This is a genomic window from Nonomuraea cypriaca (genome assembly GCF_015645445.1).
GTDB lineage: Bacteria > Actinomycetota > Actinomycetes > Streptosporangiales > Streptosporangiaceae > Nonomuraea > Nonomuraea cypriaca.
The window spans coordinates 12,913-36,482 of the sequence record NZ_JADOGI010000064.1; the positions used below are offsets into that span (position 1 = coordinate 12,913).

Genomic DNA, 23,570 nt, shown 5'->3' on the forward strand with positions numbered 1-23,570 from the left:
AGGTCGCGGCAGGTTGACGGGCACCTCGACGGCGAAGGGGCAGGTCGCCCGAAAACAGGTCTTCGACGGTCTCCATCGTTATCAACCGGCTGGATGAACAAGCTGGATGAACAAGCTGGATGAACCTCTCTCAGCGCGTCAGCGGGACGTCCATCCTTGCTCCAGCAGTTGCGTCCAGACCAGCTCGACGAGGGCGCGATCTGCTTCGAGGTCAACCTGCACTAGCCGCGTACGGCTGATCTGGCCGCACTCCTGCCCGGCGTCATCAGGAGCGGGCGCACCGTCGCCTTCGACGCCGAGACCATGACGGCCGCCTACGGCATGCTCCAAGTCATCATTGCGCTCACCCAGAACGGGCCGTAACCACGAGAGGGGTGGCAGGGTCAGGCACCACGCCTGCTCCGTCTGCTGCTCCAGATGCGGGCGGGTGATGGTGCCCTGCTGGGCGTAGTGCAGGTCACGGCGCAGCGCGTGCAGGCTTTCCCCCTTGTTCAGCTGCCGCGAGATCTTCCTCCTGAAGGCCGGGTCCGAGAGGTACTTGGCCAGGTGCACGGTCCTTCTGAGCATGCCCCACTCCTTCAACGCGGCGGCCAGGGTGTTCTGCCGCGAGGCGGCCGACCACTTGCCGACGATCAGCGAGGCAGTGGCCTGGCCGTACTTCAGCGACCCGGCCATCCGCAACAGGTCCGGCCAGCAGCTGGCGATGAGGTCCTCATTCCAGCGCGCACCCAGCAGCGGCCCGGCGTGCGGGTAGCGCTTGGCGATCTCGGTCGGGGTCTCGTCCCGCACCAGGGCGACCCGGGTCAGGTCCCGCAACCGCGGCGTGAGCGCCTTGCCGACCAGGTCGAACAGGGCAAAGTTGATCAACGTGGCTCCGTGAGTATCGGTCGCGTGCTCGGCGATCGGAAGGTCGGTCGCGTTGCCCAGGAAATCGTCCAGCACGTAGTGCGCCTCCCGCGCCGTCGGCACGATGATCTTCGTGCCGTACGTCGACCACTGGTCGGAGACATGGGTGTAGGTGGACAGCACCTGACCGCCGTGAATGACCATGGTCCGACCGGTCACGGCCTTGCCGCGGACGGGGAAGCGCTGGCCGTCGGAGGAGCTCATGGTGCCGCCGCCGAACACCTTGGCCAGCTCCAGGCCGTAGTGGTGGTCGACGATGACCGTGTTGGCCTCGCGCAGCGTCTCCTCCCGCACGTACCACTCCATCGTCCAGGCCAGCACGTCGTAGGACACTCCACACGCCTCCGACATCCGGGCCAGGCCCAGGTTCGTGGACATCGCGATGAGCACGGCCAGGATGTTGCGCTTGGTCTCCACGGACGTGCTGAGCTTGCGCCCACCGGCGTGGGTGAAGCAGTCCAGGAAGTGCGTGCGGGCGTCCAGCTCGATCAGCAGCGAGGCGATCGGCGCGAACGGCAGCATCGCGGCCAGCTCGTCCTTCAGCGCCTTGGCCTCGGCAGGCACGTCCTCGGCCGACAGCGGCGGCACCACCAGATGCTCGTCCTCATCCAGCCGGACCATGCCGGTGTCATCCGGCAGCGCCTGGGCCAGCGTCTTCCCCAGTTCCTCCAGAGCCTCGTGCAGTTCCTCCTTGCCCTGCGCCAGTGCTTCAGCCGCGTTCGGCGGCTTGCTCACCAGGCGGCAGTACTCAACTCATCTGCGCTGATCTCCGGGAACGAGCGCAACTGCTCCAACTGCTCCTCGGAGAACATCTTCTCTGACAACGCACCACTCCACGTGCCGTACCGGACAAAACCGGAACGACCGTAGCGGCAGTGATCATCAACCGCCACAGGAGGTCAACTCCTGCGTTTCCGCAGGTCAGACGCTACTTCGTTGAAAATTTCTTCATTGCTACCGGGACCCCGACATCGAAGGCCGCGCTCGAAGCGCTCACCCGATCCACCGCACTGGACCTGGCGGCACGAGGCATCCGGGTGAACGCCGTCGCCCCGGGCCCTGTCCAGACCGGCTGGATCGGGGAGGACCTCATCGCGCAGGCTACGGCGATCGTGCCGATGGGCCGGGTCGGCGAGCCGGATGACATCGCCGACGCGGTGGTGTATCTGGCCTCCCATCAGGCCCGCTGGATCACCGGCCAGGTTCTGCAGGTCGCCGGAGGCCACGCGCTATGACCGGCCTTCGCCGTGGATGTCAGGAGCCGCGTGGGACCACCAGGCCGGATTCGTAGGCGAGGACCACGAGTTGGGCGCGGTCACGGGCATGGAGCTTGGTCATGGCCCGGTTGATATGGGTTTTCGCGGTCAGCGAGCTGATCACCATGCGGTCGGCGATCTGGTCGTTGGACAGGCCCTGCGCGACCAGGGCGACGGCCTCGCGTTCGCGGTTGGTCAGCTCCTTCAGCTCCGTGCCGGTGCCGGTGTGGAGCGGCTGGGTGACGTACCGGTTGATCAGCTTGCGGGTGATCGACGGTGCGAGCAGGGCGTCGCCGCGCGCGGCGACGCGTACGGCGTGGAGGAAGTCTTCCGGCACGATGTCTTTGACGAGGAATCCGGCCGCGCCGGCGCGCAGCGCGTTGAAGACGTATTCGTCCAAGCCGTAGTTGGTCAGGATGACGACGTGCACCCCGGCCAGGGCCGGGTCCGCGGCGATGCGCCTGGTCGCCTCGATGCCGTCGACGACCGGCATCTGGATGTCGATGAGCGCGATGTCGGGCAGGTGTTCCCTGACCAGAGCCAGGCCCTCCTTCCCGTCGGCGGCCTCGGCCACCACCTCGATGTCGTCTTCGAGGTCGAGGAGCGCGCGGAATCCGCTGCGCAGGAGCGGCTGGTCGTCGACCAGTACGACACGGATCATGACGTTCGTTCCACGGGAAGTTCAGCTTGTACGGTGAAGCCGCCCTCGCCGCGCGGTGCCGCCAGCAGGCGACCGCCGAGGGCGGTGACGCGTTCGCGCATCCCGAGCAGTCCCACGCCGGGCACCGGGGCGGTGTCCGGCGTGGCCGTGCCGTCGTCATCGACGCGTATCGCGAGGGCGTCGGGACGGTAGTCGATCCGGACCGACGCCGTCGCGGCGGCGGCGTGCCGGGCGATGTTGGTGAGGGACTCCTGAACGATCCGGTAGACGGTCCGGTCCACCGCGGCCGGCACGTCATGTCGTTGTCCCTCGATCGTCAGCGTCGCGTCCAGGCCGGTCGTCCGAGCCCGTTCGACCAGTTCCGCGACGTGGTCGAGCCCGCGCGGCGGGGTCGTGTCGTCGTCGCGCAGCGCCTCCAGGGTCGCGCGCAGCTCCCTGGTCGCCTCACGTCCGGCCTCCTGGATCGCCAGCAGGGCCTCAGGCACCTGTTCGCCTCGCTTGCGTGCCACGTGGACGGCGACCTCGGCCTGCACCTTGATGATCGAGATCTGGTGGGTGAGCGAATCGTGCAGCTCCCGCGCGATGTGCAGCCGCTCCTCGTCGGCGCGGCGGCGCGCGGTCTCCTCCCGGGTGCGCTCGGCTTCGTCCGCCCGCCGCTCGGCCTGCCGCAGCGCTTCACCCGCGGCGCTGGCCGCGATCAGCCAGGCCAGCTCCAGGGCACCTCTGGCCTGCGCGAACGCCTCGCCCGTGTCGTGCAGGCCCGAGGCCATCGCCGCGAGGGGGAGAGCGGCCAGCATGATCACGCTCGCCGCCACCGTGATGGTGCGGTGTCCCGCGCGTACGGCGGCGTACACCGCGAACAGGTACGCGACGGCGGGCACGTCGAACCCGGCCGCCTGGTAACCCACCGCGCACAGCCCGGTGACGGCCAGGACGGGAACCGGCGCCCGGCGGCGCGCGGCCAGCACCAGGCCGCCGGCCGTCAGCAGCGCGTAGCCGAGCAGGTCGCGGTACGTGGCGGAGTGCTGCCCGGACAGCCCGGTGACCAGCAGCGCCGCCGCCACGCCGACGGCGATCGCCCAGTCCATGACACGTGCCCGGACACCGGACAGTCCTGTGCTCATGCGCGCACCATAACCGGATGTGCGCGCGGGCGACACCTGCGTACGGATGATCAGCCGCCTACCGCACACGCAGTACATTCCGCGGCTCCTGCGGCGTCCGCGGCAGCCGGCCACGGCATCGGCGGCAGTGCGAATTGCCCGCCTCCGCGGGACGATCGGCGGCGGGTCCGGCGGACATGATCGAGCGAGGTCCATTCGTAGGATGAGAAGGAGCACCTCATGTCCGTCCGTCACCTGCTCACCACCGTCCTGCTCGGGGGTTTCGAGCTTGTCACGCCGGCGGTCGCGCACGTCTCGGTCCAGCCGGACCCCGCCAGTGTGTACGCCATGAGCTCCGGGCGGCTCGGGGCCATCGTGGCCGCGCTGCTGGGGCTGGCCGGCGTGGTCATCGGCGGGCTGGCCCTGGCCCGCTCCGCCGGCCGTATCGGCACCGGCAACGGGAGAAACGGGGCCATCGTGGCCCTGATGGCGGGTCTGATCGGCATGGCCATCGGCGGGCTGGTGGTGGTCACCTCCGACGGCGGTCTCGGCACCGGCAACGGGCTGGGCGGGGGCATCGTGGCCCTGGTGGTGGGTCTGATCGGCATGGTACTCGGCGGGCTGGCTCTGTCCCGCTCCCGCCGCACCGGCTGACCGCGCGCTCACCCTCCTGTCCGCAGGCGGCTGAAGCCGGTCATCCGTTCGGTGGGGGCGGATCAGCCGTTCGGTGGGGTGGAGGGTTCAGCCGCCGATTCATGACATGGGTTGATGTGCGGCTCGCTGCCGGATTGAGAGGCTGACGGCCTCCAGTCGAAAAGGAGCGAGACACATGCCAGCAGGGAATGCGAGCCATCCCGGCGGTGCGGCGGTGAGTCGTCGTGGGCTGCTCGCTGGCGCGGGTACGGCGGCGGTTGCTGGGGTGGTCACCGTGGCGGGCACCGTGGCGGCCGGCGCGTGGGGTGCCCATGCCGCGTCGGCGGAAGCGGACGCGGCGGTGTTCGGACCGGTGAAGGTACGTCCGGGCGACCCGCGGTACGACAACCTGTTGCGTGGCAACAACTTCCGGTTCGCCGGCCACCCGGACGAGATCCGCGTGGCCGGGTCGACCGATCAGGTGGTGCGCGCCGTGTCGGAGGCGGTGCGGTCAGGCCGGCGGGTCGCGGTGCGCAGTGGGGGGCACTGCTTCGAGAACTTCACCGCCGATCCCGCGGTGAAGGTGCTGCTGGACCTCTCGCCGATGGACGCGGTCGGCTACGACGCCGACCGGCGGGCGTTCGCCGTGCAACCCGGAGCCACTCTCGGTCACGTGTACCGGACGCTGCTCACAGGCTGGGGTGTGACCATCCCCGGTGGCGGTTGCCCGGAGGTGGGCGCCGGTGGACACTTCGCGGGCGGCGGGTACGGGCCGCTGTCCCGGCGGTACGGCTCGGTGGTGGATCACCTGTACGGCGTGGAGGTCGTGGTGGTCGACCGCGACGGCACCGCCCGCGCGGTGGTCGCCACCCGCGAGCCGGACGATCCGAACCGCGACCTGTGGTGGGCGCACACCGGCGGGGGCGGCGGCCCGGGGCGAGGCGGTGCTCGCGCCGTCGGTGGCGGCCCTGCTGATGAACCGGGTACGCCGGCCCGCCCCGGGACCGCTCAGCCCGCGCGAGGTCGAAGTGCTCCAGTTGGTGGCGGCCGGAGCAACGAACCGGGAGGTGGCGGCCAGACTGTTCCTCACCGAGGCCACCGTCAAGTCCCACATGCTGAACATCTACGCCAAGCTCGGGGTGAACGACCGCGCCGCCGCCGTCACCGAGGCGTTCAACCGGGGGCTGCTCGTCCCGCGAACCCCTGAACAGCCCTGACCCTTGGCGCGAACTGGCTGTAGGAGCGACCACGTCGCCTCCTACAGCCGTCGCCGGCTTCGGCGGTCAGGCGGGGGTCTCGGCGGTGGCGGTCAGGACCGCGCGGCCGAGGATGTGGCCGGCGATGGTGAAGCCGAGGTAGGCAGGGGTGGCCTCGGCCGGGACGCCGATGGTCTCGACGTCGAGGGCGTGCACCACGATGAAGTAGCGGTGCGGGCCGTGCCCCGCCGGCGGGGCCGCGCCGATGAAGCGTGCCGCGCGGGCGTCGTTGGGCAGTTGGCAGGCGCCCTTCGGAAGACCCGAGCCGGTCTCGTCGCCCGCGCCCTCAGGCAGTTCGGTGACCGTGGCGGGGATGTCGGCCACGGCCCAGTGCCAGAACCCGGAGCCGGTCGGCGCGTCCGGGTCGTACACCGTCACGGCGTAGCTCTTCGTCCCCTCGGGGGCGCCGCTCCATGACAGCTGCGGAGAGACGTCCTTGCCGCCCGGGACGCCGCCGGACATCTGCTCAGCGGGCCAGAGGGCGCCGTCGGTCAGCGTGGTGCTGGTGAGGGTGAAGGAGGGCACCTCGGGGAGGCGGGCAAAGGGGTTGTTGGCGTTCATCGCATTGTTCCTCTACGGAGATGGTGGGTCAGTCAACATGCCGGCCCGCGATGGAGCCCTCGAGGGACGCCATCCGGACATCATCGACAATAACACGAATAATCGATTATGTCGTGGATCGTCTATGCTGGAGGCATGACGCAGACGGCCGACACATCGACGAAGCAGATGCTCTCCGAGCGTGTTCACGCCCGGCTCCGGGAAGCGATCATGAGGGGCGAGTACGTTCCGAGCCAGGCACTCAAGCCGCAGGAGCTTGCCCAGCAGCACGAGGTCAGCCTGGCGGTGGTCCGCGAGGCCCTGGTACGGCTGGTCGGCGAGGGCATCGCGGTGCGGCTGCCCAACCGCGGCTTCGCCGTCCCGGACTTCTCCGATCGACGCTGGCAGGAGATCGCCGAGGCACGCCGCACGATCGAACCGGTCGTGCTGCGCCTGGCGATCGAGCGCGGCGACGTCGACTGGGAGGCACGGGTTCGCGCGGCCCACCACCGGCTGGTCCGCACCCCGGTGTACGTGCCGGAGGACGGCGAGTACTACAGCAGCGCCTGGTCCGAAGCCCACCGCGTCTTCCACCGGACGCTGCTGGAGGGATGCGGCAACCCTGTGCTGCTGGACACCTTCGACCGGCTGTGGACGGCCAGCGAACTGGCCCGCCGCTGGTCGGCCCACCGCGCACCCGGCCGCGACGGCGCCGCCGAACACCGCCGCCTGGAGGAGGCGGCCCTGGCCCGCGACGCCGGCACCGCGGCCGAAGTACTGGCCAAGCACCTCACTCTGACCGCCGCCGGCCTGACCTCCCGCTCCCACGACAACCAGAGGGAAGGATTCTGACGCGGCGCCCGCACTCCGCGCGGGTTGCTCAGGCGATCGGGAGGGCCAGGCGCTCGTTGACGAGTTCGACCAGGACCTGCCGGTTGGTGAGGACGACCCAGGTCTGGCCGCTGCCCGGACTGACGAGCCCCGGTCTGACGATCAGCGACGCGGAGTGTCCGGAGCCGGCGGGTCGGCCTCGGTCGCCGCCGGCGCAGTTCCTCCTCGCCGGAAGGTGTCCATTCCGGGGTGCCGGCCGCGGCGAAGCGGGACATGATCCGCCGCACCTGCGTGAGGGCGTGGCTCGCCGGACCCTCGAGGTGTTCCTTGAGCGCGGTCCAGCTCGACAGCCCGTGCTCGCGGGCGATGGCCGGCTGGGCCTGGTCCAGCGTTGCGAACTCCCCGGCGGAGAGGCGGCGTTTCGCCTCGAGCTTCAGGTACCGGAGACTCGGCCGGTCGGGGAGCGCACGCGACCGCTAACCCATTTTCTCCGGGGTCAGTACTCCGTGCGAAGCGTGCCGGCTCTCCACGGAGGCGTTTCAGCTCAGCAGCGTGATCACACCGGCGAGGAGTATCGCGGCGACGAGCACGGTCACTCCGACCAGGACCGTCGTGCCGAGCCGGCGGCGGATGAATGTCGGGTTGTGGGCCATCGTGATGCCCTTCATGGCTGGGTTCGGTGTCGGATCGCCAGGTAGGCGATCCCGGTCAGGGCGAGGGCGAGCGCCAGGTAGACGGCCGTTTCGGTCCACTGCGTGGTCCAGAAGGGCAGGTCGAATCGCTCGCGCAGGGCTCGGCCCGCGAATTGGCCGGCACCGACCAGGAGCACTGACAGTGGCATGGCGATGCGGGTGTGCCGGGTGACCGCGCCGAGTGCGACGCCGAGTGCCAGTGCCAAGAGCGTCCTGCCATGGGGGACCGGGCCGTGGCTTTCGTAGTACGGCCAAGCCATCGGATCACCCCCGGTGTCCGGCAGGGACCAGGTCAGCACCGCAGCTAGGACGGCGCTCGCGGTCAAGGCACCGGCCCCCGCCACGGCGAGGACGGCGATCAGCCAGCGGCCCCGGGACAGGCTCTGGGTCCAGGCGAGCTTGTACGTACCGGCCTCGAACTCCCGGGCGATGAGTGGAGCGCCCCAGATCAGGCAGATCGCACCGGCCAGGAGTCCCGCCAGCTGGAAGGTGAGTCCGGTCAGGTCCGGCTCCAGTCGCTCGACCGCGGCGGCGGCGCCGTACAGCAGGAGCAGCGCGGCGATGGCGGCGGCCTGGGCACGCTGCCCGCGCCAGGCCACCCACAGCAGCCCACTCATCGGACCGCCTCCGGGTTGCGCAGGTAATGCAGCACGAGGTCCTCCAGATCGGTGCCGGAGTGGCTGCTCAGCAGGTCGGCGAAGCTGCCGCACAGCCGGACCCGGCCGCCGCCAAGCAGGATCAGGTGATCGCACACCTCGGCCAGATCGGCCAGGATGTGGGAGGACAGCAGCACGGTGGCCTCCAGATCGCGCACCACGCTCATCACCTGGAGGCGGGCCAGCGGATCGAGCTCGGCCAGCGGCTCGTCCAGCACCACCAGGTCGGCGCGCTTGCCGACGGCCAGCGCGAGTGCGACCAGCGTGCGCTGGCCGCCGGACAATCGGTCCACCCGCTCGCGCGGGCCGATGTCGTGCCCGGACAGCAGGGACTGCGCGGCCGCGCGATCCCAGCGAGGGTTGGTGGCGGCGCCGAAGCGCAGCAGGTCGGCGACGCTCCACCGGCGATACAGCGGTTTGTCCTGGGCGACGAACGCGACCGCGGCCGTCTCCAGCGGCCGGCCGAAGACCTCCACCCGGCCTGTGGTGGGCGTCAGCAGGCCTGATACCAGGTTCAGCAGCGTGGACTTGCCTGCCCCGTTCGGGCCGACCAGCGCGGCCCTGGCTCCGGCGGGCACCGCGATGGTCGCCTGGCGCAGCGCCCACCGCTGTCGGTAACGCTTGCTCAGCTCACTGGTCTCCAGCGCGCTCACCGCTCCTCCCGGCCGCTGAGCTCGTGCATGCGGCGCAGCAGCGCCGCCCGCCGGGCATGGGCGCGCACCGCCAGCACGAGCGCCACCGCGACGAACAGGCCCCCGACCACCAGAGCGAGCCCCACACTGGTGCCGCGCTGCACGGCGACGACGATGATGACCGCCGTGGTGGCCAGCGAGGCGGCCAGGCCGATCCAGGCGGCGATCACCCGATCGGTGGCGAACAGCGCGACCCGGCGCGTCACCAGCCACCCGCCGTATCCGGCCCAGGTCAGGCAGAACATGGTGAACAACGCGAACGCCAGGTGGGTGCGGCCGGGCAGCGGGCCGGGCTCCGACCACCACAACGTGCCCACGAACACCGCGCCGGCGACGCCGGCCAGCAGCGCCGTCACCGCCCGGATCCGGGTTCTCCGTGACAGCACCGGCCCCAGCCGCTCGATCATGTCCTGCGCCGACAGGCGCGGCTCGTCCGTCATGGCCTGTATCCCTTCTCCTCCAGGTGCTCACGCAGCAGACGACGGGCGCGGTTGAGCCGGGACTTGACCGTTCCTGCCGGGATCTGGCAGATGTCCGCGCATTCCTCCACCGGCAGGTCCTCCAGGTAGAACAGGACGAGGATCTCCCGCTCCAGCACCGGCAGACCTGACAGCACGCTCACCAGAGCGGCGCGATCCACCATGGCCTCGGCCGGGTCGTCGACGACCATGTCGCCGGCTCCCGACGTTTCCCCGGCCTGTGCGTACTCGCCGCGCAGCCGGTCGGCGACCGACCGCCGGGCGATCGTGAACAGCCACGGCGCGAACCGGCCCGGGTCCCTCAGCCGGGGAAGGCCCCGGACCACGGACAGCCAGATCTCCTGCGTCACGTCGTCGGCCCGGTCGGCATCCAGCATGCGGCGCACATAGATCCACACCGGCATCCGCCACCGAGCCAGCAACTCGGCCAGCGCCGCGTGCTCGCCCAGTTGAGCACGCACCACCAGCAGCTCATCGGTCATCTCGTCCTCCCGTCATCCTGCACAGTCGGGCGAGAAGCCAAGAAGGTTCACGGTTCCCGGATCACCTATGGAGCATGGTCACCACGATGTCCGGCGCACTCAGCCGTCGATGATCCGATCGAGCCAGTCGCCCAGCAGCCGGCTTTCTGAAGGGCTGAGGACCTTCAGGTCTCCGAGGGCGGCCTTCAGGGTGATGGCGCCGGCCACGACGTCGTCCCCGGTCCGCGTGGAGCCGGTCGGTGCGGGATCGGTGACCGCGCGGATGACCGCTTCGCGGACGATCCGGGCGGCGTCCATGTCGCGTTCCGCCTCGGGTGAGGTGATCAAGGCCAGCGTGGTGCCACGACCGGCCGAGTGGATCACGCGCGCCGCCCGCTGCTCCGGGACGCGGAGCCGCCCCGCCAGCGCGACACGGTGCACCAGCCCGGCGAGGATCTCCGCGGCCTGCTTCGCCCCTTCTGGCTCGCCACCTGGGCGTGGGCTCCCGAAGATCAGCGAATACAGAGCGGGCTCGGCGAGACCGAACCCGATATGCAGATCCCAACCGTGCCGCAAGTCCTCCACGGGGTCGCCGCTGGGTGTTATGCCCCGCTTCTCGGCGAGGTACGACATGAGTCCTCGACTGGCTACGGCATCCAGCAGACCCTGCTTGTCACCGAACAGCCGGTACAGGATCGGCGCCTGCACGCCGGCGGCCTTACAGACCGCCCTGGTCGAGACGGCGTCCCTTCCCTCGCGCGCCAGCAGGTCCGCCGCAGCGTCGAGGATCGCTTCCCGCCTGTCCATGCTTGACATGTATCGATGCTAACAGGCGTTCGCCACAACCGATAATTCTCCCGCTAACACTGCCTTGTTATCGCTTGAAAACAGTGCTAACTTTCAGGTGTTATCACTTGAATGAGGAGGATTTCATGAACACCGCATCACGCGTCGCCATCGTCACCGGCGGTTCGCGGGGAATCGGCCGCGCCGTCGCCTCCAGGCTCGCGGAGGCAGGCCAGGACGTCGCCGTCGTCTACGCGTCCAACGCCAAAGAGGCGGACGCCGCCGTCGTTGAGATCGAGGCGGCCGGCGGCCGCGGAATCGCGCTGCAGGCCGACGTGGCCGACGAGGTCGCGATCGCCGCCGCCTTCGACACCGTGGAGCAGCAGCTCGGCCCCGTTGACGTCGTGGTCAACGCGGCGGGTGTGATGGCGCTGCAGCCGACCCGCGAGCTGGACCTGGCCGAGCTGGACCGGCAGCTGCGCATCAACGTGCGGGGCATGTTCGTCATGGCAAGGGAGGCCGCTCGCCGGATCCGGCCCGGTGGCGCCATCGTCGCCTTCTCCACCAGCGTCACCCGATTCCACCTCCCGGCCTACGGCGCGTATGCCGCGACCAAGGGGGCGGTGGAGGCCCTCGTCCCGATCCTCGCCAAGGAACTGGGCGACCGCGACGTCACGGTCAACGCGGTGGCGCCGGGCCCCACCGCCACGGAGCTGTTCTTCGAGGGCAAGTCACAGCAGGTCATCGACCGGATCGCCGGCATGAGCCCGATGAACCGGCTGGGCACCCCGCAGGACATCGCGGAGGTCATCGCCTTCCTGGCCGGCCCCGGCCGTTGGGTCAACGGCCAGATCGTGTTCGCCAATGGCGGCGCCGCCTGACTCCGTACTCGACTATCTGGAAGGGACCTCCATGGACGCTCGTACCAGCACCGCAGCACACCCCGCCGTAGATCGGCCCGCCGCCGGCCGGTTCGTGGCCTTCACCGCCATCGCGGCCGTGGTGGCGGCAGCCGCCTACGCCAGCACAGCCCTGGGCCTGCAGCACCGGTTCGCCACGTAGCGGCCCGAGCGGGGCACGGCGCGCCGTCCCCCGCTCGCCTCGCCTGACCGACATGAAGGACGGATCAGTCATGCTCCTCATCCCACGTACTGGCGGCCGCCTCAGCGCCGTCGCCACTCTCCTCTGCGCACTGGTCTCGCTGCCCGGCTGCACGACACCGGAGCCCGGCGCGTCTCAGAACATCACGGCGCGGGTCACGCGTGGCCTGGTCCCCGGAGAGGTCACCGAGATCGCCCGCGGTCTGGCCATGCCCTGGGGCCTGGCGTTTCTCCCGGACGGCTCCGCCCTGGTGTCCGAGCGGTCGTCGGCACGGATCCTGCACATCCGGCAGGGCCGGAATCCCGCGCCGATCGGCACGGTTCCGGGAGTCGAGGTGAGCGCCGAGGGCGGCCTCCTCGGGCTGGCCGCCTCACCGTCTTTCGACAGGGACCGCACCGTCTACGCCTACGTGTCGGCCTCGCCCACCAACCGCGTCGTGGCGCTGCGCCTCGCGCCCGACCTGCGCTCCCTGCGCCAGGACCGGGTGGTCCTCGAAGGCATCGAAACCGCCGACCGCCATCACGGCGGGCGCCTGCGCTTCGGGCCGGACGGCAACCTCTGGATCGGCACCGGCGACGCCTTCTCTCCCGAGAACGCGGCCGACGACGAGTCACTGAACGGCAAGATCCTGCGGATTCGCCCCGACGGATCCGTACCGCCGGACAACCCCTCGGGAACCGCCGTCTACTCCAGCGGCCATCGCAACGTGCAGGGCATCGCGTTCGGCCCCGACGGCACCGCCTACGCATCCGAACTCGGTCACCGGACCTGGGACGAACTGAACGTCCTGCGGCCGGGACGCGACTACGGATGGCCCGAGTCCGAAGGGCAAAAGGGCTCGCACGGCGAACGCCCTCTCTTCACCGTTCACCCCGACGACGCCTCGCCGTCCGGCATCGCCATCGCAGGCGGGGCCGTCTGGATGGGCGCGCTCGGCGGACAGCGGCTCTGGCGCCTGCCCGTCAACGGACCCCGGGCGGACGGCGACCCCGTCGCCTACTTCATCCAGCGCTACGGACGGATCCGCACGGTGGAGCCGGCACCCGACGGCTCTTTGTGGATCACGACCTCCAACACCGACGGCGCAACGTGGGGCGGCACCGCCGCCCGCCCTGGCGACGATCGGATCCTGCGCGTCGACCTCGTCCGCCCCGCCTCCTGACCTGCCACAAAAATTCCCTCGAAGGGAGAACCGCCATGTCCACCGTCCTCATCACCGGAGCCGCCACCGGCATCGGCAACCTCACCGCCCAGGCACTCACCCGGGCCGGGCACACCGTGTGGGCCAGCATGCGGGAGCCGTACGGACAAGACGACGTACACCGCCAAGAACTGCTCGACGTCGCCGCACGGCACGGCGGGACCCTGCGCGTCGTCCAACTCGACGTCACCTCGCAGGAATCAGCCGACGCGGCCGTTGCCACCATCCTGCGAGACGGCGGCGACCTGGACGTCGTGATACAGAACGCGGGACACCTCTACGTCGGATACACCGAGGCGTTCACCGCCGAGGACGTCGCCCACCTCTTCGACGTCAACGTCATCGGCGCCCACCGGGTGAATCGGGCGGCCATGCCTCATCTGCGCACCCGCGGCGGCGGCACTCTGCTGTACGTCGGCAGCACCATCATCGTCACCACGCCGCCCTTCCTCGGCCCGTACGCGGCGTCGAGGCGGTCAACGACGTCGCTCGGGACACGCGCGAGAGCTTCGTCCGGCGCATGGGGTTCGGCGACCTGCTGACCCCGCGGCGACGGCGGCACACCGAAAGCCGGCCCGGTACTCCGGCCTTGGACTCCTGACCGCCTATCGCTCCGATGTGACGCCCGCTGGCCCCAGGCCCCTTTACCGCGGTAGATCCCAGATGATCGTCCAGCCGCGGAACAGCGGGTCAGGGGTTCGATCCCCTCGTCGGTCCTTCACTGAGAAGCCCCTGAACAGGGATTCCTTGTTCAGGGGCTCCTTGGGTTCACACATTCACAGCCGGCCACCCGCGCGGGTATCCTCAGCGCCGTTCGAGCGTGAGCAGCGGCTCAGAAAACACAGGCGCTGGTGCGCCGGGATCTGCGGCGACAACCTGCTCCAGGCTGCGGAAGCCGGCCTCCAGCTCGTCGGGACTGAGGTGAGCGAAGAACGAAAGGGTCCGCAGGCGCAGCCGTTCGAGCATGTCACCGCGGGTGCCGGAGGACGGCTCGGTAACCGTGCCGAAGCCGGCAACGCGCCAGCCGTCCGACGTGAACATCGCGATGACCTCGTGCAGCGGCTGAAACAGCGAGGCGTCCACCTCGAAGCCGCGGGGGAAGTGCTCCAGCCACCACGGCCTGGGATGATGGTCGCTGAAATTGGCGCGCAGTAGCAGCCGCCCGCCGGGCCTGAGCACCCTGGCCAGCTCCCGGGCCGCCCGCGGCTTGTCCTGGACGTGGTGCCAGGACAAGAACATGAGAGCGTAGTCGGCGCTGCCAGACGGCACCGGCATGTCCTCGGCGGAGCCTGCCAGATACCGCGCGCCGGGCGGCGGGGACTGCGCCTGCGCGATCTCGCGCATGCGGACCGATGGCTCGACGCCAGTGACCGGCCCGAACGTTCGCGCCAGCGCGGGGGTGAACCTGCCGGTCCCTGAGCCGACGTCCAGCCCCGCCAGCGGACGCCGCTCGGGCAGCACCGCTGCGAAGGCACTGATCCATGTCTGCAGCTGCTGCTCGGTAAGCGCACGGCCGCGCGCGTAGTCCTGGTACTGCTCCGTGTCGTAGTCGATTCGCCTCATCGCAGCTCCCGCGTCAGCCGGGCGACGGCAAACCGTCGATCCGATATATCGACCTGATACATCGGCACGATATGCAGTGTCGCGTCATGCCGCAAGTCGGGCATGGCGGCCGGGCCGAATGCCAGTCGACATGCCCGGCCCGCTTGACGAGGCGGACGGCGACACCCGGCGGGTCAGGTCGCAGGCGAGGGTCAGGCCGGTGGGGCCGACGACGCGGACGGGGTCCCAGGCACCCCCAGCAGCGGCAGCCACGCCTTGTCCACGATCTCGACGATCGACTCGTGCGACACCGCGCGCATCGTCATGAGCATGTCGTGGCGCAACAGGTCCAACGGCAGGTTCACCACGCGGGACGAGCGCGGCACGTCGGGCAGCTCGCCGCGCTCGACCGCGCGGGCGGTGATCATCTCGAAGGGGGTCGCCTGGCCCGGGGCGAGGAGGGTGTCGCGTAGCTCGCTGAGGCTGGTGCCGGTGTCGCGGAAGTAGCCCACCAGTTGCACGCTCATCAACGTGATCATGCCTGCGCGGTCAGCGTCGGCGTTGTGCAGGAAACCGATCGCGTCATCGCGGAGGCTGCCGGTGTCGGGCACCGCGATCGGCTGCCAGAACTTGGTGAGAGTGGCCAGCAGCAGGTCGTCGCGCTGTGGCCAGCGCCGGTAGAGCACAGGACGACTCGTGCCGGCGCGGGCGGCGACCGCTTCGAAGGTGAAGCCGTGGTATCCGTGCTCGACCAGCACGTCCCACGCGGCGTCGAGGATCGCGTCCTCGAGTTCGGCGCCGCGTCGACGGGACGCGCCGCTGTCACGGGTCGTGCCGCCATCGGTACGACGTTCCGCCGCCTGCGCCCCGATCGCACCGCGCTCACCCGCGATCCGCTCATGCTTGCGATCCACTTGCGTATCTTATCGCGGTGACTTACGGCGTCCCCCGTTAGATACAGTCGCGTACCCGAAGGAGGTGCCAGTGATGTACGACGTCATCATCGCCGGCGATCGTTGGACGGGGCAGCGGGCCTCATCCGGCCCGCCATGCTGGTTCCGGGCTCCGATGATCACTGGGCCGGGTGCCGCGTAGCCGCTTGAACGCCACGCTCAGCGCGAAGGCGTTGGCGTAGCCCACCTTCCTTGCGATCGTGCCCACCGTATGGTCGGTCTCGCGCAGCAGGTCCGCGGCCAGGGCGATCCGCCAGTCCGTGAGGTAGGACATCGGTGGTTGGCCGACCAGCGCGGTGAACCGCCGGGCGAGCGCCGCCCGCGACACTCCCACCTTGGCCGCCAGGTCCGCCACCGTCCACGGGCAGGCGGGTGCGTCGTGCAGCAGCCGCAGCGCGGTGCCCACGACCGGGTCGTCCAGTGCGCGGCACCAGGCCGGGGGATTGGCGTCGGGGTTGTCGAACCAGTTGCGCAGCGCGGAGACCAGCATCAGGTCCAGCAGCCGGTCCAGCACCAGCTGCTGTCCCGGCCGGTCTCGGGCGACCTCCTCGGCCACCGTCTCCACCGATGGGCAGGGGCTGCCCTCGGACGGCACCACCAGCACGGCGGGCAGGGCCTGTAGCAGTCGTTCGCTGAGCTCTCCCCGGCGCTCGAAAGCCCCGCTGACCAGCACGGCGGCCCCGTCGGCCGGCGTTCCGCAGGTCCGGGCGGGCGCGGAGGCGTGCTCGACGCCCTCGGCCCCCGGGCAGTAGTCGGCGCTGGTCACCACCAGCGAGGGTGTGGTCGCGGGGTCGTCGGCCACCGTGTAGGGCGCGTCGCCGCGGATGACGGCGATGTCGCCTACGTCGATGGGCACCGGTTCGTCCTGGTCGGGAACGATCCAGGCCCGGCCGCGCAGCATCGTGGCCAGCGTCAGCGGGGCGCCACTGGCCATCCGCAGCGCCCAGGGCGGTCGCATGATCGTCTGCCGGAAGACGGCGCCGCGCGCCCGTACCTCTGCCAACAGCTCCGACACGACGTCCATGCCCTCAGTGTAGACGCCTAGACATCAAGTAGAGCTTCCCAGCCATGGATCGTCTCGGCGCTGGCCGGTTGGCTGGGGTCATGCCTGAACATCCAATTCTTGTCACCGGGGCGACCGGTAAGTCTGGCCGCCGTGTCGTCAGCCAACTGCGGACCAAGGGGCTGCCGGTTCGCGCGGCGGCCAGGAACGGCGAGCACGCCTTCGACTGGACCGACCGCGGCACCTGGGATGCCGCTCTGGAGGGCGTGCGGTCCGTCTACATCGTGCAGCTGGACGGCACGAAGCTTGTTCGCCCGTTCATCGAGCGGGCGGTGCGCCATGGGGTGCGGCGGATCGTGCTGGCCTCGGGGCGCGGGATCGACGATCCGGACTACGCGAAGGACAGCGGCGGCATCTTGGAGGGCATCGTCGACAGCGAGGCCGCCGTGCGGGAGAGTTCTCTGGAGTGGACGATCAGCAGGCCGGGCTGGTTCGCGCAGAACTTCAGCGAGGGCTTCTTCGCCGATGCCATCCGCGCCGGTGAGCTGCGGCTGCCCGCCGGCGATGGGGCTGCCAGCTTCGTCGATGCGGAGGACATCGCCGCGGTGGTGGTCGCCGCGCTGACCGAGGACCGGCACGCGGGCGAGATCTATGAGTTGTCCGGACCCCGGGCGGTGACGTTGACCGAGGCGGTCGCCACGATCTCCGAGGTCACCGGCCGCGACATCCGCTACGTGCCGCTCTCCGTCGAGGACTACGTCGCGGAACTCGTTCAGCAAGGACTGCCGCCCGCGGACGCCGAGGCCTTCGCCGACGTCATTGAGCCACTCAGGGAGGGTACGGACGAGTACGTCTCCGACGGCGTGCAGCGTGCCCTTGGTCGCCTGCCGCGGACCTTCGCCGAATTCGCCGAGTCCACCGCTACCGCAGGCGGTTGGCGGTAGCTCGCCGACCGCTCGTTCCCGGCCGCCGAAGCACACGTCGGCGTCCTCGGCCCTCACCCGGCAGGCGGCGGGGGAGTGCCGGTCCCCCTATCGGCAGCGATGATCGCAGGAATGCTCGGAATACTCCGAGCGGGCGGGGCCTACCTGCCACTCGACCCCGAGCATCCCGACACCCGCGTCAAAGGCGATCAGGCGGTTTGGAGGGGGCGCCGGGGGAAGACGACTCCAGTCAGCTCTTCGGAGACCTCCCACAGGCGGTGTGCCACCTCGGCGTCCCGCGCCTTCGCCGAGCGGCCGACCAGCTTCGGCGAGCCGCGCCCCTCCAGGAAGCCGCTCGGGCCCGCGTAACTGTCGCCCGGAATTCTCGCCACGGCCGCGTACAGCGTCGGCAGAGCGCCGTCGTCGTCGCCCTGCGCGAAAAGGCCGGCCGCCGCCTTCTGTACGAGGTGGCGCACGCGTCGCCGACCGTCGAACTTCAGCAGGTTCGTGGCCGCCATGCCGGGGTGCGCGGCGGTTGCGATCAGCGGTGAGCCGACCTGGGCGAGCCGTCGCTGCAGTGCTGAGGTGAACAGCAGATTGGCGAGTTTGGACTGCGCGTACGCTGCCATCGCCCGGTACGGCTTGCGCTCCCAGTTGAGATCGTCGAAGTCGATCGAGCCCACCTTGTGACCGTTGGACGAGACGGTGACGACCCGTTCCCGGATCCGCGGCAGGAGCAGGTTCGTGAGCGCGAAGTGCCCCAGGTGGTTGGTGCCGAACTGCAGCTCGAAGCCGTCGGCCGTGCGGGAGAGCGGCGGGATCATGACGCCCGCATTGTTGATCAGCACGTCGACGGGCTCGGTGAAGTCCTCGGCGAATGCGCGTACCGAGGAGAGGTCGGCGAGGTCGAGCTGCCGGACCTCGATGTGGCCGGTTGTCGCGGCGGCGGCCTCGCGCCCTTTCTCGAGGTCGCGCACGGCGAATACGACACGCGCATCCCTGGCGGCGAGGGCGCGGGCAGCCGCGCGGCCGATCCCGCTGTTCGCGCCGGTGACGACGACCGTGCGACCCGTCATGGAGGGAACGTCCGAAGCAGAGAATGTTGTCATGAGCTACAAAGTAGTCGCTGGAAACAAAGTAGTCAACGGAAACATAGCCTGCTATCCTGGGCCCCATGCCAGACGCGACCGAAGAGCGGCCCTACCATCACGGAAACCTCCGGGCCGCACTGCTCGACGCGGCCGAGCGCGGCCTGCGGGAGCGCGGCGCGGACCAGCTGTCGCTGCGCGATCTGGCCAGGGAGGCCGGCGTCAGCCACGCCGCGCCGCGCCGGCATTTCGCGGACCGTCAGGCGCTGCTCGACGCGCTCGCCGTGGCCGGGTTCGCCCGGCTGGACACAACGCTGCGCACCGCCTTGGCGGCCGCGGACGAAGACTTCCCATCGCGCGTGCGAGCCACCATGACGGCCTACACCCGCTTCGCCACCGGTAACGCCGCGCTCCTCGAACTGATGTACACCAGCAAGCACCGGCCGGATGCGACGCGGATCGTCAAGGCGGCCGAAGCCCCGTTCGGGCTGATGAACGAGCTGATCACGCAGGGACAGGAGCAGGGTGCGCTCCAGGCGGGCGACCCCGAGCGGATCGGGATCGTCCTGTTCGCGACCCTCCAGGGCATCGCCTCGATCATCAACGGCAACATCGTCAAACCAGAACTGCTCGACGGACTCGTGGAGACCGCGGTCGAACAGTTCGTGCGCGGCGCCCGCCCGCTCCCGTAGGGGCCCGTTCTCCGGCCGAATGCTCCACCGATCGGAGGGCCTGCTCACCGTGCGTGCCTCCGAAGAGGGAGTCGAGGAGACGGTCGACGCCGGCTGCGTGCGGCACATCGGACTCTCGGAGGTCGGCTGAACCTCACCGCGGCGGACCCCTTGAGATGCGCATACTGCGTATGCATACTTAGTACTCATGCCGGTCAGACACGGGCTGCTCGCCCTACTCAGCGCGGGACCCCGGCATGGCTACCAACTGCGGGTCGAGTTCGAGGCGTCGACCGGAGCGACCTGGCCGCTCAACATCGGCCAGGTCTACACGACGCTGTCCCGCTTGGAGCGCGACGGCCTGGTCGCGCCAGGCGAGTCGGACGAGCAGGGCCGGGTCGTCTACACGATCACCGAGACCGGCCGCGAGGAAATGGTGCGATGGTTCAGCTCCCCGGTCGTCCAATCCGACCGGCCGCGGGACGAGCTGGTCATCAAGCTGGCCATGGCCGTCGCTGCCAAGAAGGTGGACGTCGCCGAGGTCATCCACAAGCAGCGTACGGCGACCATGCGCACCCTCCAGCAGCTGACCAGGGCCAAGCGAGCTGCCACGGAAGGCGCGGCCCAACGGCTCGTGCTCGATTCCATGATCTTCCAGGCCGAGGCCGAGCAACGGTGGCTGGACCACTGCGAGTCCGTTCTCAAGGAGGAAAGATGACGGTCGTACGGCTGGCTGAGGTGGCCAGAGTCCACGGCGAAGGGGCTGCAGCCGTACACGCTCTGAAGGGCGTGAGCCTCGAGGTCGACGCGGGGGAGCTGGTCGCGGTCATGGGCCCGTCCGGGTCCGGCAAGTCCACCCTGCTCAACCTCGCGGGCGGGCTCGACCGGCCCACGTCGGGGACGGTGCACGTCGGCGAGCATGACCTGGCCACCATGCGCGACCTCGCGGCACTACGGCGCCGCGAAGTCGGCTACGTCTTCCAGGACCTCAACCTGATCACGTCGCTGACGGCGGCGGAGAACGTGATGCTGCCGCGCGAACTCGACGGCGTGCGCTCACGCCTGGCCAGGGAGGAGGCGATGGCCGTGCTGGCGGAGATCGATGCGGCGGACCTGGCCGACCGCTTCCCCGAGGAGCTGTCCGGTGGCCAGCGCCAGCGGGTCGCGATCGCCCGCGCCTTGGTCGGCGCGCGGTGTCTGCTGCTGGCCGACGAGCCGACCGGCGCGCTCGACACGCGCACCGGCGATGAGATCCTGCAATTACTGCGCGCTCGCTGTGACTCTGGCGCTGCGGTTCTGCTGGTCACCCATGAGCCGCGCTACGCCGCCTGGGCCGATCGTGTGGTGTTCCTCCGCGACGGGATGATCACGGACACCACGGACACGCCGCTGGTGAGCGCCCGATGAGCGTCGTACTGGTCGCGCTGCGCCTCGCCCGCAGAAACGCGTGGCGTTCCCGGGGGCGAAGCGCGCTCATCATGGTGATGATCGGCTTACCCGTCCTGGTGATCACGGGGGTCTTCACCCTCATCGAGACCATGAACGTCACCCCACGGGAGGGGCTGGTGGCCGAGCTGGGCACGGCCGACGCCCGCCTCGTCCAGACACCTGAGGGCACGGTGCTCCAGCAGCAGCCGGACGGGGCGAGCTGGAGCACGGGCGGCGACGACGACGGAGCGGCCGCCCCCGAGCTCGGTGCCGCCGAGGTGGCGGCCCTGCTCGGACCGGGCACCCGGTTGATCCCCTTCAGCACCGGCGTGCTCCGGCTGGGCACCGAACGGGTCGACGCGCTGGAGACCGACCTGCGCGATCCCCTCACCAGGGGGATGCTGACGTTGGGCGAGGGCAGATTTCCCGCCGCCCGCGAGGTCGCGGTGACACCCGCGCTCGGCCTGCGGCCCGGCGACCTCCTGCGGCCGTCCGGCGCGGCGCCGCTGACGGTGGTGGGCGTGGTCGAGCACCCGCACCGGCCCTCGCTGCGCGAGGTCGTGGGTCCCGATCTGCCGCTGGCGCCCCTGAACGACTTCTGGACTCCGGATCCGAACATGTACGGCCCCGGCTGGCTCGCCGACACCGCGAAGCCCGTGTCCTGGACCGACGTGTCCACGCTGAACAGCGCAGGCCTGTACATCACCTCCCGCGCCACGCTCCCGGACTCGCCGCGCACCCTGGTTCGTTTCTCCCCCTTGGACGTCCAGCACACGGTCGGGCTCGGCGCCATGGTGATCATGGTGGTGCTGGAGACCGTGCTGCTGGCCGGGCCCGCCTTCGCGGTCGGGCTCAGGAGACGGCGCACGGAACTGGCCGAGATCGCGGCGCAGGGCGGCTCGGCCGGGCACCTGCGGACGATCGTGCTGGCCGACGGACTGGTCCTCGGCGGTGCGGCCACCCTGGTGGCGACGGCGCTGGGCATCGGCGCCGGAGTGCTGGGCGCCAGGGTGGTGGCGCGCTGGGGCGGGCAGGCCGGCCCGGCGGAGGTGCCGTGGGCGCCGGTTCTGGGCGTCGCCGTGCTGGGCCTGATCGCCGGGATCGTGGCGGCGCTGGTGCCTGCCGTACAAGCGGCTCGGCAGGACACCGCGACCGTACTGGCCGGCCGCGCGTCCGCGGTGGCCGATCGGCCGGGATGGCCCCTGGCGGGGGCCGTGCTGGTGCTGGCCGGGCTGGGGGCGACCGTGGTGGCGCGGCGCCAGCCGGGCTCGGTGTGGGTGTGGGCCTCCGCGGTGCTGGTCATGATCGGGCTGGTGGTGTTGACGCCATGGCTGGTCCGCTTCACGGGACGGGTGGCCACGCGGTTACGGCTTCCGCTGCGGGTGTCCGTCCGCGACGCGGTCCGCCACCGATCCCGGACGGCGAGCGCCGTGGCGGCCGTCATGGCGGTCACGGCCACGGTCGTGGCCATGGGCATCGGCGCCTACAGCGAATACACGGACCGGCGCAACGCCTACACCTCGGCGCGCCCGACCGGCATGCTGGCGATCTGGGGCGGCAACATGGGCGACGCGGCCTGGAACCGGCTTCGCGCCGAAACGGCCCGCCGGTTGCCGGGTGTGCCGCTGGCCGGCGGCTATCACGCGAAGGACGCCCAGGGCCACCGCTACGCGCTGCGGTACACAGTGCGATGGAACGGGACACGGACGCGCCGTACGGCGGCCATCGGAGACCAGGCTCTGCTCAGGCTCCTGCAAGGGCGCCACGACCCGCAGGCAGCCGCGGCGCTGGCGAGTGGCAAGGCCGTGGTGTTCGACGCGGCCGCGGTACGGGATGGCAGGCTGACGCTGCGGGCGAGCTCCACGTCCGCCCCCGCACGCAAGCTGGAAGTGCCCGCGGTACTGGCCACGCCCGCCGACGAGCACCAAGGCGGGGCCCTGCTGCCGCGTACCCTGGCCGAACAGGCCGGTTTCACGACAGCGGAGCGGCAGCTCTACGTCATGCACCGGCTGCCGGCCTACTCGACGCTGTCACGCGATCTGGCCAAGGTGACCCCCCGCGTGACGGTCGCCTCCGAGGAGGGCTATCGCAATGTGCCCGACCCCGGCGTGTGGGGCTGGCTCGGCGGTGCCCTCGTCCTCGTCGTCGGCGGCACCCTGGCCGCCACCCGCCTGGCAGCCGCCGATACGCGGCCTGAGCGGGCGACGATGACGGCCATCGGCGCACCGCCAGGGACGATCCGGCTCGTCGTGGCCGGCCAGGCCCTCTACATCTCCGGACTCGGCGCGCTGGTAGGGCTGGTCGCGGGAACGGTGACGGGCGTGGCGCTGAGCCGGCCGATGACGACGTACGGCGCCGGAGATCCCGCCACAATCGCCATACCATGGCCATTCGTCATCGCCGTGGTGGTGGGACTGCCCGCACTGGCGACTGTGGCGGCGCTGATCACCCGGACCAGACTGCCCCTCGCCCGCCGGCTCCTGTGACACGGATCCCGGACTGCCGGCGACCACCGCGGAAGCGGTGACGGTCGGCGTGCCGGAGCGGATGGCACGCGACCTCGGCCTGGATGCGGGACGGGCGACCGCCCGACCTGGTACGCCACCGCCCCGACGAGCAGGTCAGGGCGGTCTCCGGCTGCCGGGAACCGTTGACACCACGTGTCCTGGGTCATTACTGTCGCCCGCATGGGCCGTACAGTGGAAGAT

General features: G+C 70.4%; 26 protein-coding genes and 2 pseudogenes. 14 read left to right on the forward strand and 14 right to left on the reverse strand.

The genetic code is table 11. The annotated features are described in order from the left end of the window. Positions 1 to 138: 138 nt before the first annotated feature. Entirely contained in the window at positions 139 to 1,641 is a 1,503-nt protein-coding gene (locus ITP53_RS21850) for a Tn3 family transposase (protein ID WP_195897282.1), read from the reverse strand. 140 nt (positions 1,642 to 1,781) lie between these two features. Between ITP53_RS21850 and ITP53_RS21855 the strand changes: the two genes are divergently transcribed. Further along, the gene (locus ITP53_RS21855; protein WP_328815319.1) at positions 1,782 to 2,141 is read left to right on the forward strand and encodes an SDR family NAD(P)-dependent oxidoreductase; all 360 of its coding nucleotides are present in this window, start codon (positions 1,782 to 1,784) and stop codon (positions 2,139 to 2,141) included. Between the two features lie 19 nt (positions 2,142 to 2,160). On the opposite strand, the gene ITP53_RS21860 is transcribed toward ITP53_RS21855, so the two are convergent. Together ITP53_RS21860 and ITP53_RS21865 are read right to left on the reverse strand one after the other, a co-directional pair. Further along, a complete protein-coding gene (locus ITP53_RS21860; protein ID WP_195897283.1) occupies positions 2,161 to 2,823 on the reverse strand; it encodes a response regulator in 663 nt (220 codons plus the stop codon). Beyond that, positions 2,820 to 3,947: a sensor histidine kinase gene (locus ITP53_RS21865; RefSeq protein WP_195897284.1), complete on the reverse strand. Its 1,128-nt coding sequence runs from the start codon at positions 3,945 to 3,947 to the stop codon at positions 2,820 to 2,822. Before ITP53_RS21865 ends, ITP53_RS21860 begins: the two co-directional genes overlap by 4 nt. A 219-nt stretch (positions 3,948 to 4,166) precedes the next feature. On the opposite strand from ITP53_RS21865, the gene ITP53_RS21870 reads away from it, so the two are divergent. From ITP53_RS21870 to ITP53_RS21880, 3 genes and pseudogenes are all read left to right on the forward strand, one after another. Continuing rightward, positions 4,167 to 4,580: a DUF6223 family protein gene (locus ITP53_RS21870; protein ID WP_195897285.1), complete on the forward strand. Its 414-nt coding sequence runs from the start codon at positions 4,167 to 4,169 to the stop codon at positions 4,578 to 4,580. A gap of 175 nt (positions 4,581 to 4,755) precedes the next feature. Further along, positions 4,756 to 5,397, forward strand: a pseudogene (locus tag ITP53_RS57775) (FAD-binding oxidoreductase); the annotation flags it as partial. 85 nt (positions 5,398 to 5,482) lie between these two features. After that, positions 5,483 to 5,776: pseudogene (locus ITP53_RS21880) on the forward strand (helix-turn-helix domain-containing protein); the annotation flags it as partial. A 66-nt stretch (positions 5,777 to 5,842) separates the two neighbouring features. Here ITP53_RS21880 and ITP53_RS21885 read toward each other — a convergent pair. After that, entirely contained in the window at positions 5,843 to 6,376 is a 534-nt protein-coding gene (locus tag ITP53_RS21885) for a YbhB/YbcL family Raf kinase inhibitor-like protein (RefSeq protein WP_195897286.1), read from the reverse strand. A 135-nt stretch (positions 6,377 to 6,511) separates the two neighbouring features. Here ITP53_RS21885 and ITP53_RS21890 point away from each other — a divergent pair, with 135 nt between their 5' ends. After that, entirely contained in the window at positions 6,512 to 7,207 is a 696-nt protein-coding gene (locus ITP53_RS21890; RefSeq protein WP_195897287.1) for a GntR family transcriptional regulator, read from the forward strand. A gap of 518 nt (positions 7,208 to 7,725) precedes the next feature. Here the strand turns inward: ITP53_RS21890 and ITP53_RS59360 are convergent. The 6 genes from ITP53_RS59360 to ITP53_RS21915 form a co-directional block, all read right to left on the reverse strand. Continuing rightward, a complete protein-coding gene (locus tag ITP53_RS59360) occupies positions 7,726 to 7,854 on the reverse strand; it encodes a hypothetical protein (RefSeq protein WP_268961099.1) in 129 nt (42 codons plus the stop codon). Further along, positions 7,851 to 8,495, reverse strand: coding sequence for an ABC transporter permease subunit (locus ITP53_RS21895; RefSeq protein WP_195897288.1), 645 nt, complete (start codon positions 8,493 to 8,495; stop codon positions 7,851 to 7,853). Before ITP53_RS21895 ends, ITP53_RS59360 begins: the two co-directional genes overlap by 4 nt. Next, complete coding sequence (locus tag ITP53_RS21900; protein ID WP_195897289.1) at positions 8,492 to 9,187, reverse strand: ABC transporter ATP-binding protein; 696 nt, start codon at positions 9,185 to 9,187, stop codon at positions 8,492 to 8,494. Before ITP53_RS21900 ends, ITP53_RS21895 begins: the two co-directional genes overlap by 4 nt. After that, positions 9,184 to 9,666 carry a hypothetical protein gene (locus ITP53_RS21905; RefSeq protein ID WP_195897290.1) on the reverse strand — a complete coding sequence of 161 codons (483 nt, stop codon included), beginning with the start codon at positions 9,664 to 9,666 and terminating at the stop codon, positions 9,184 to 9,186. Before ITP53_RS21905 ends, ITP53_RS21900 begins: the two co-directional genes overlap by 4 nt. Further along, positions 9,663 to 10,187: an RNA polymerase sigma factor gene (locus ITP53_RS21910; protein WP_195897291.1), complete on the reverse strand. Its 525-nt coding sequence runs from the start codon at positions 10,185 to 10,187 to the stop codon at positions 9,663 to 9,665. Before ITP53_RS21910 ends, ITP53_RS21905 begins: the two co-directional genes overlap by 4 nt. A gap of 99 nt (positions 10,188 to 10,286) precedes the next feature. Beyond that, a complete protein-coding gene (locus tag ITP53_RS21915; protein ID WP_207756258.1) occupies positions 10,287 to 10,982 on the reverse strand; it encodes a TetR/AcrR family transcriptional regulator in 696 nt (231 codons plus the stop codon). Positions 10,983 to 11,098: 116 nt separating this feature from the next. Between ITP53_RS21915 and ITP53_RS21920 the strand changes: the two genes are divergently transcribed. From ITP53_RS21920 to ITP53_RS21935, 4 genes are all read left to right on the forward strand, one after another. Then, entirely contained in the window at positions 11,099 to 11,833 is a 735-nt protein-coding gene (locus ITP53_RS21920) for an SDR family oxidoreductase (RefSeq protein ID WP_195897292.1), read from the forward strand. After that, positions 11,817 to 12,014, forward strand: coding sequence for a hypothetical protein (locus ITP53_RS21925; RefSeq protein WP_195897293.1), 198 nt, complete (start codon positions 11,817 to 11,819; stop codon positions 12,012 to 12,014). The genes ITP53_RS21920 and ITP53_RS21925 overlap by 17 nt, the downstream gene beginning before the upstream one ends. A 70-nt stretch (positions 12,015 to 12,084) precedes the next feature. Beyond that, positions 12,085 to 13,215, forward strand: a complete 1,131-nt coding sequence (locus ITP53_RS21930) for a PQQ-dependent sugar dehydrogenase (protein ID WP_195897294.1) — start codon at positions 12,085 to 12,087, stop codon at positions 13,213 to 13,215. A gap of 35 nt (positions 13,216 to 13,250) precedes the next feature. Next, a complete protein-coding gene (locus ITP53_RS21935) occupies positions 13,251 to 13,796 on the forward strand; it encodes an SDR family NAD(P)-dependent oxidoreductase (RefSeq protein ID WP_195897295.1) in 546 nt (181 codons plus the stop codon). A gap of 262 nt (positions 13,797 to 14,058) precedes the next feature. Here ITP53_RS21935 and ITP53_RS21940 read toward each other — a convergent pair whose 3' ends face one another. From ITP53_RS21940 to ITP53_RS21950, 3 genes are all read right to left on the reverse strand, one after another. After that, positions 14,059 to 14,817: a class I SAM-dependent methyltransferase gene (locus tag ITP53_RS21940; protein WP_195897296.1), complete on the reverse strand. Its 759-nt coding sequence runs from the start codon at positions 14,815 to 14,817 to the stop codon at positions 14,059 to 14,061. A 191-nt stretch (positions 14,818 to 15,008) separates the two neighbouring features. Continuing rightward, positions 15,009 to 15,710: a TetR/AcrR family transcriptional regulator gene (locus ITP53_RS60395; protein ID WP_328815329.1), complete on the reverse strand. Its 702-nt coding sequence runs from the start codon at positions 15,708 to 15,710 to the stop codon at positions 15,009 to 15,011. 121 nt (positions 15,711 to 15,831) lie between these two features. Next, a complete protein-coding gene (locus tag ITP53_RS21950) occupies positions 15,832 to 16,773 on the reverse strand; it encodes an AraC family transcriptional regulator (RefSeq protein ID WP_195897297.1) in 942 nt (313 codons plus the stop codon). Between the two features lie 80 nt (positions 16,774 to 16,853). Here ITP53_RS21950 and ITP53_RS21955 point away from each other — a divergent pair, with 80 nt between their 5' ends. Next, on the forward strand, positions 16,854 to 17,696 hold the full coding sequence (locus tag ITP53_RS21955) for an SDR family oxidoreductase (protein ID WP_195897298.1): 843 nt from the start codon (positions 16,854 to 16,856) through the stop codon (positions 17,694 to 17,696). A gap of 188 nt (positions 17,697 to 17,884) precedes the next feature. Here ITP53_RS21955 and ITP53_RS21960 read toward each other — a convergent pair whose 3' ends face one another. Further along, a complete protein-coding gene (locus ITP53_RS21960; RefSeq protein WP_236051065.1) occupies positions 17,885 to 18,751 on the reverse strand; it encodes an oxidoreductase in 867 nt (288 codons plus the stop codon). 98 nt (positions 18,752 to 18,849) lie between these two features. Between ITP53_RS21960 and ITP53_RS21965 the strand changes: the two genes are divergently transcribed. From ITP53_RS21965 to ITP53_RS21980, 4 genes are all read left to right on the forward strand, one after another. Next, complete coding sequence (locus tag ITP53_RS21965; RefSeq protein ID WP_195897300.1) at positions 18,850 to 19,455, forward strand: TetR/AcrR family transcriptional regulator; 606 nt, start codon at positions 18,850 to 18,852, stop codon at positions 19,453 to 19,455. Positions 19,456 to 19,642: 187 nt separating this feature from the next. Then, a complete protein-coding gene (locus tag ITP53_RS21970) occupies positions 19,643 to 20,152 on the forward strand; it encodes a PadR family transcriptional regulator (RefSeq protein ID WP_195897301.1) in 510 nt (169 codons plus the stop codon). Next, positions 20,149 to 20,841, forward strand: coding sequence for an ABC transporter ATP-binding protein (locus ITP53_RS21975; RefSeq protein ID WP_195897302.1), 693 nt, complete (start codon positions 20,149 to 20,151; stop codon positions 20,839 to 20,841). The genes ITP53_RS21970 and ITP53_RS21975 overlap by 4 nt, the downstream gene beginning before the upstream one ends. Further along, a complete protein-coding gene (locus ITP53_RS21980; protein WP_195897303.1) occupies positions 20,838 to 23,348 on the forward strand; it encodes an ABC transporter permease in 2,511 nt (836 codons plus the stop codon). The genes ITP53_RS21975 and ITP53_RS21980 overlap by 4 nt, the downstream gene beginning before the upstream one ends. Positions 23,349 to 23,570: the final 222 nt, after the last annotated feature.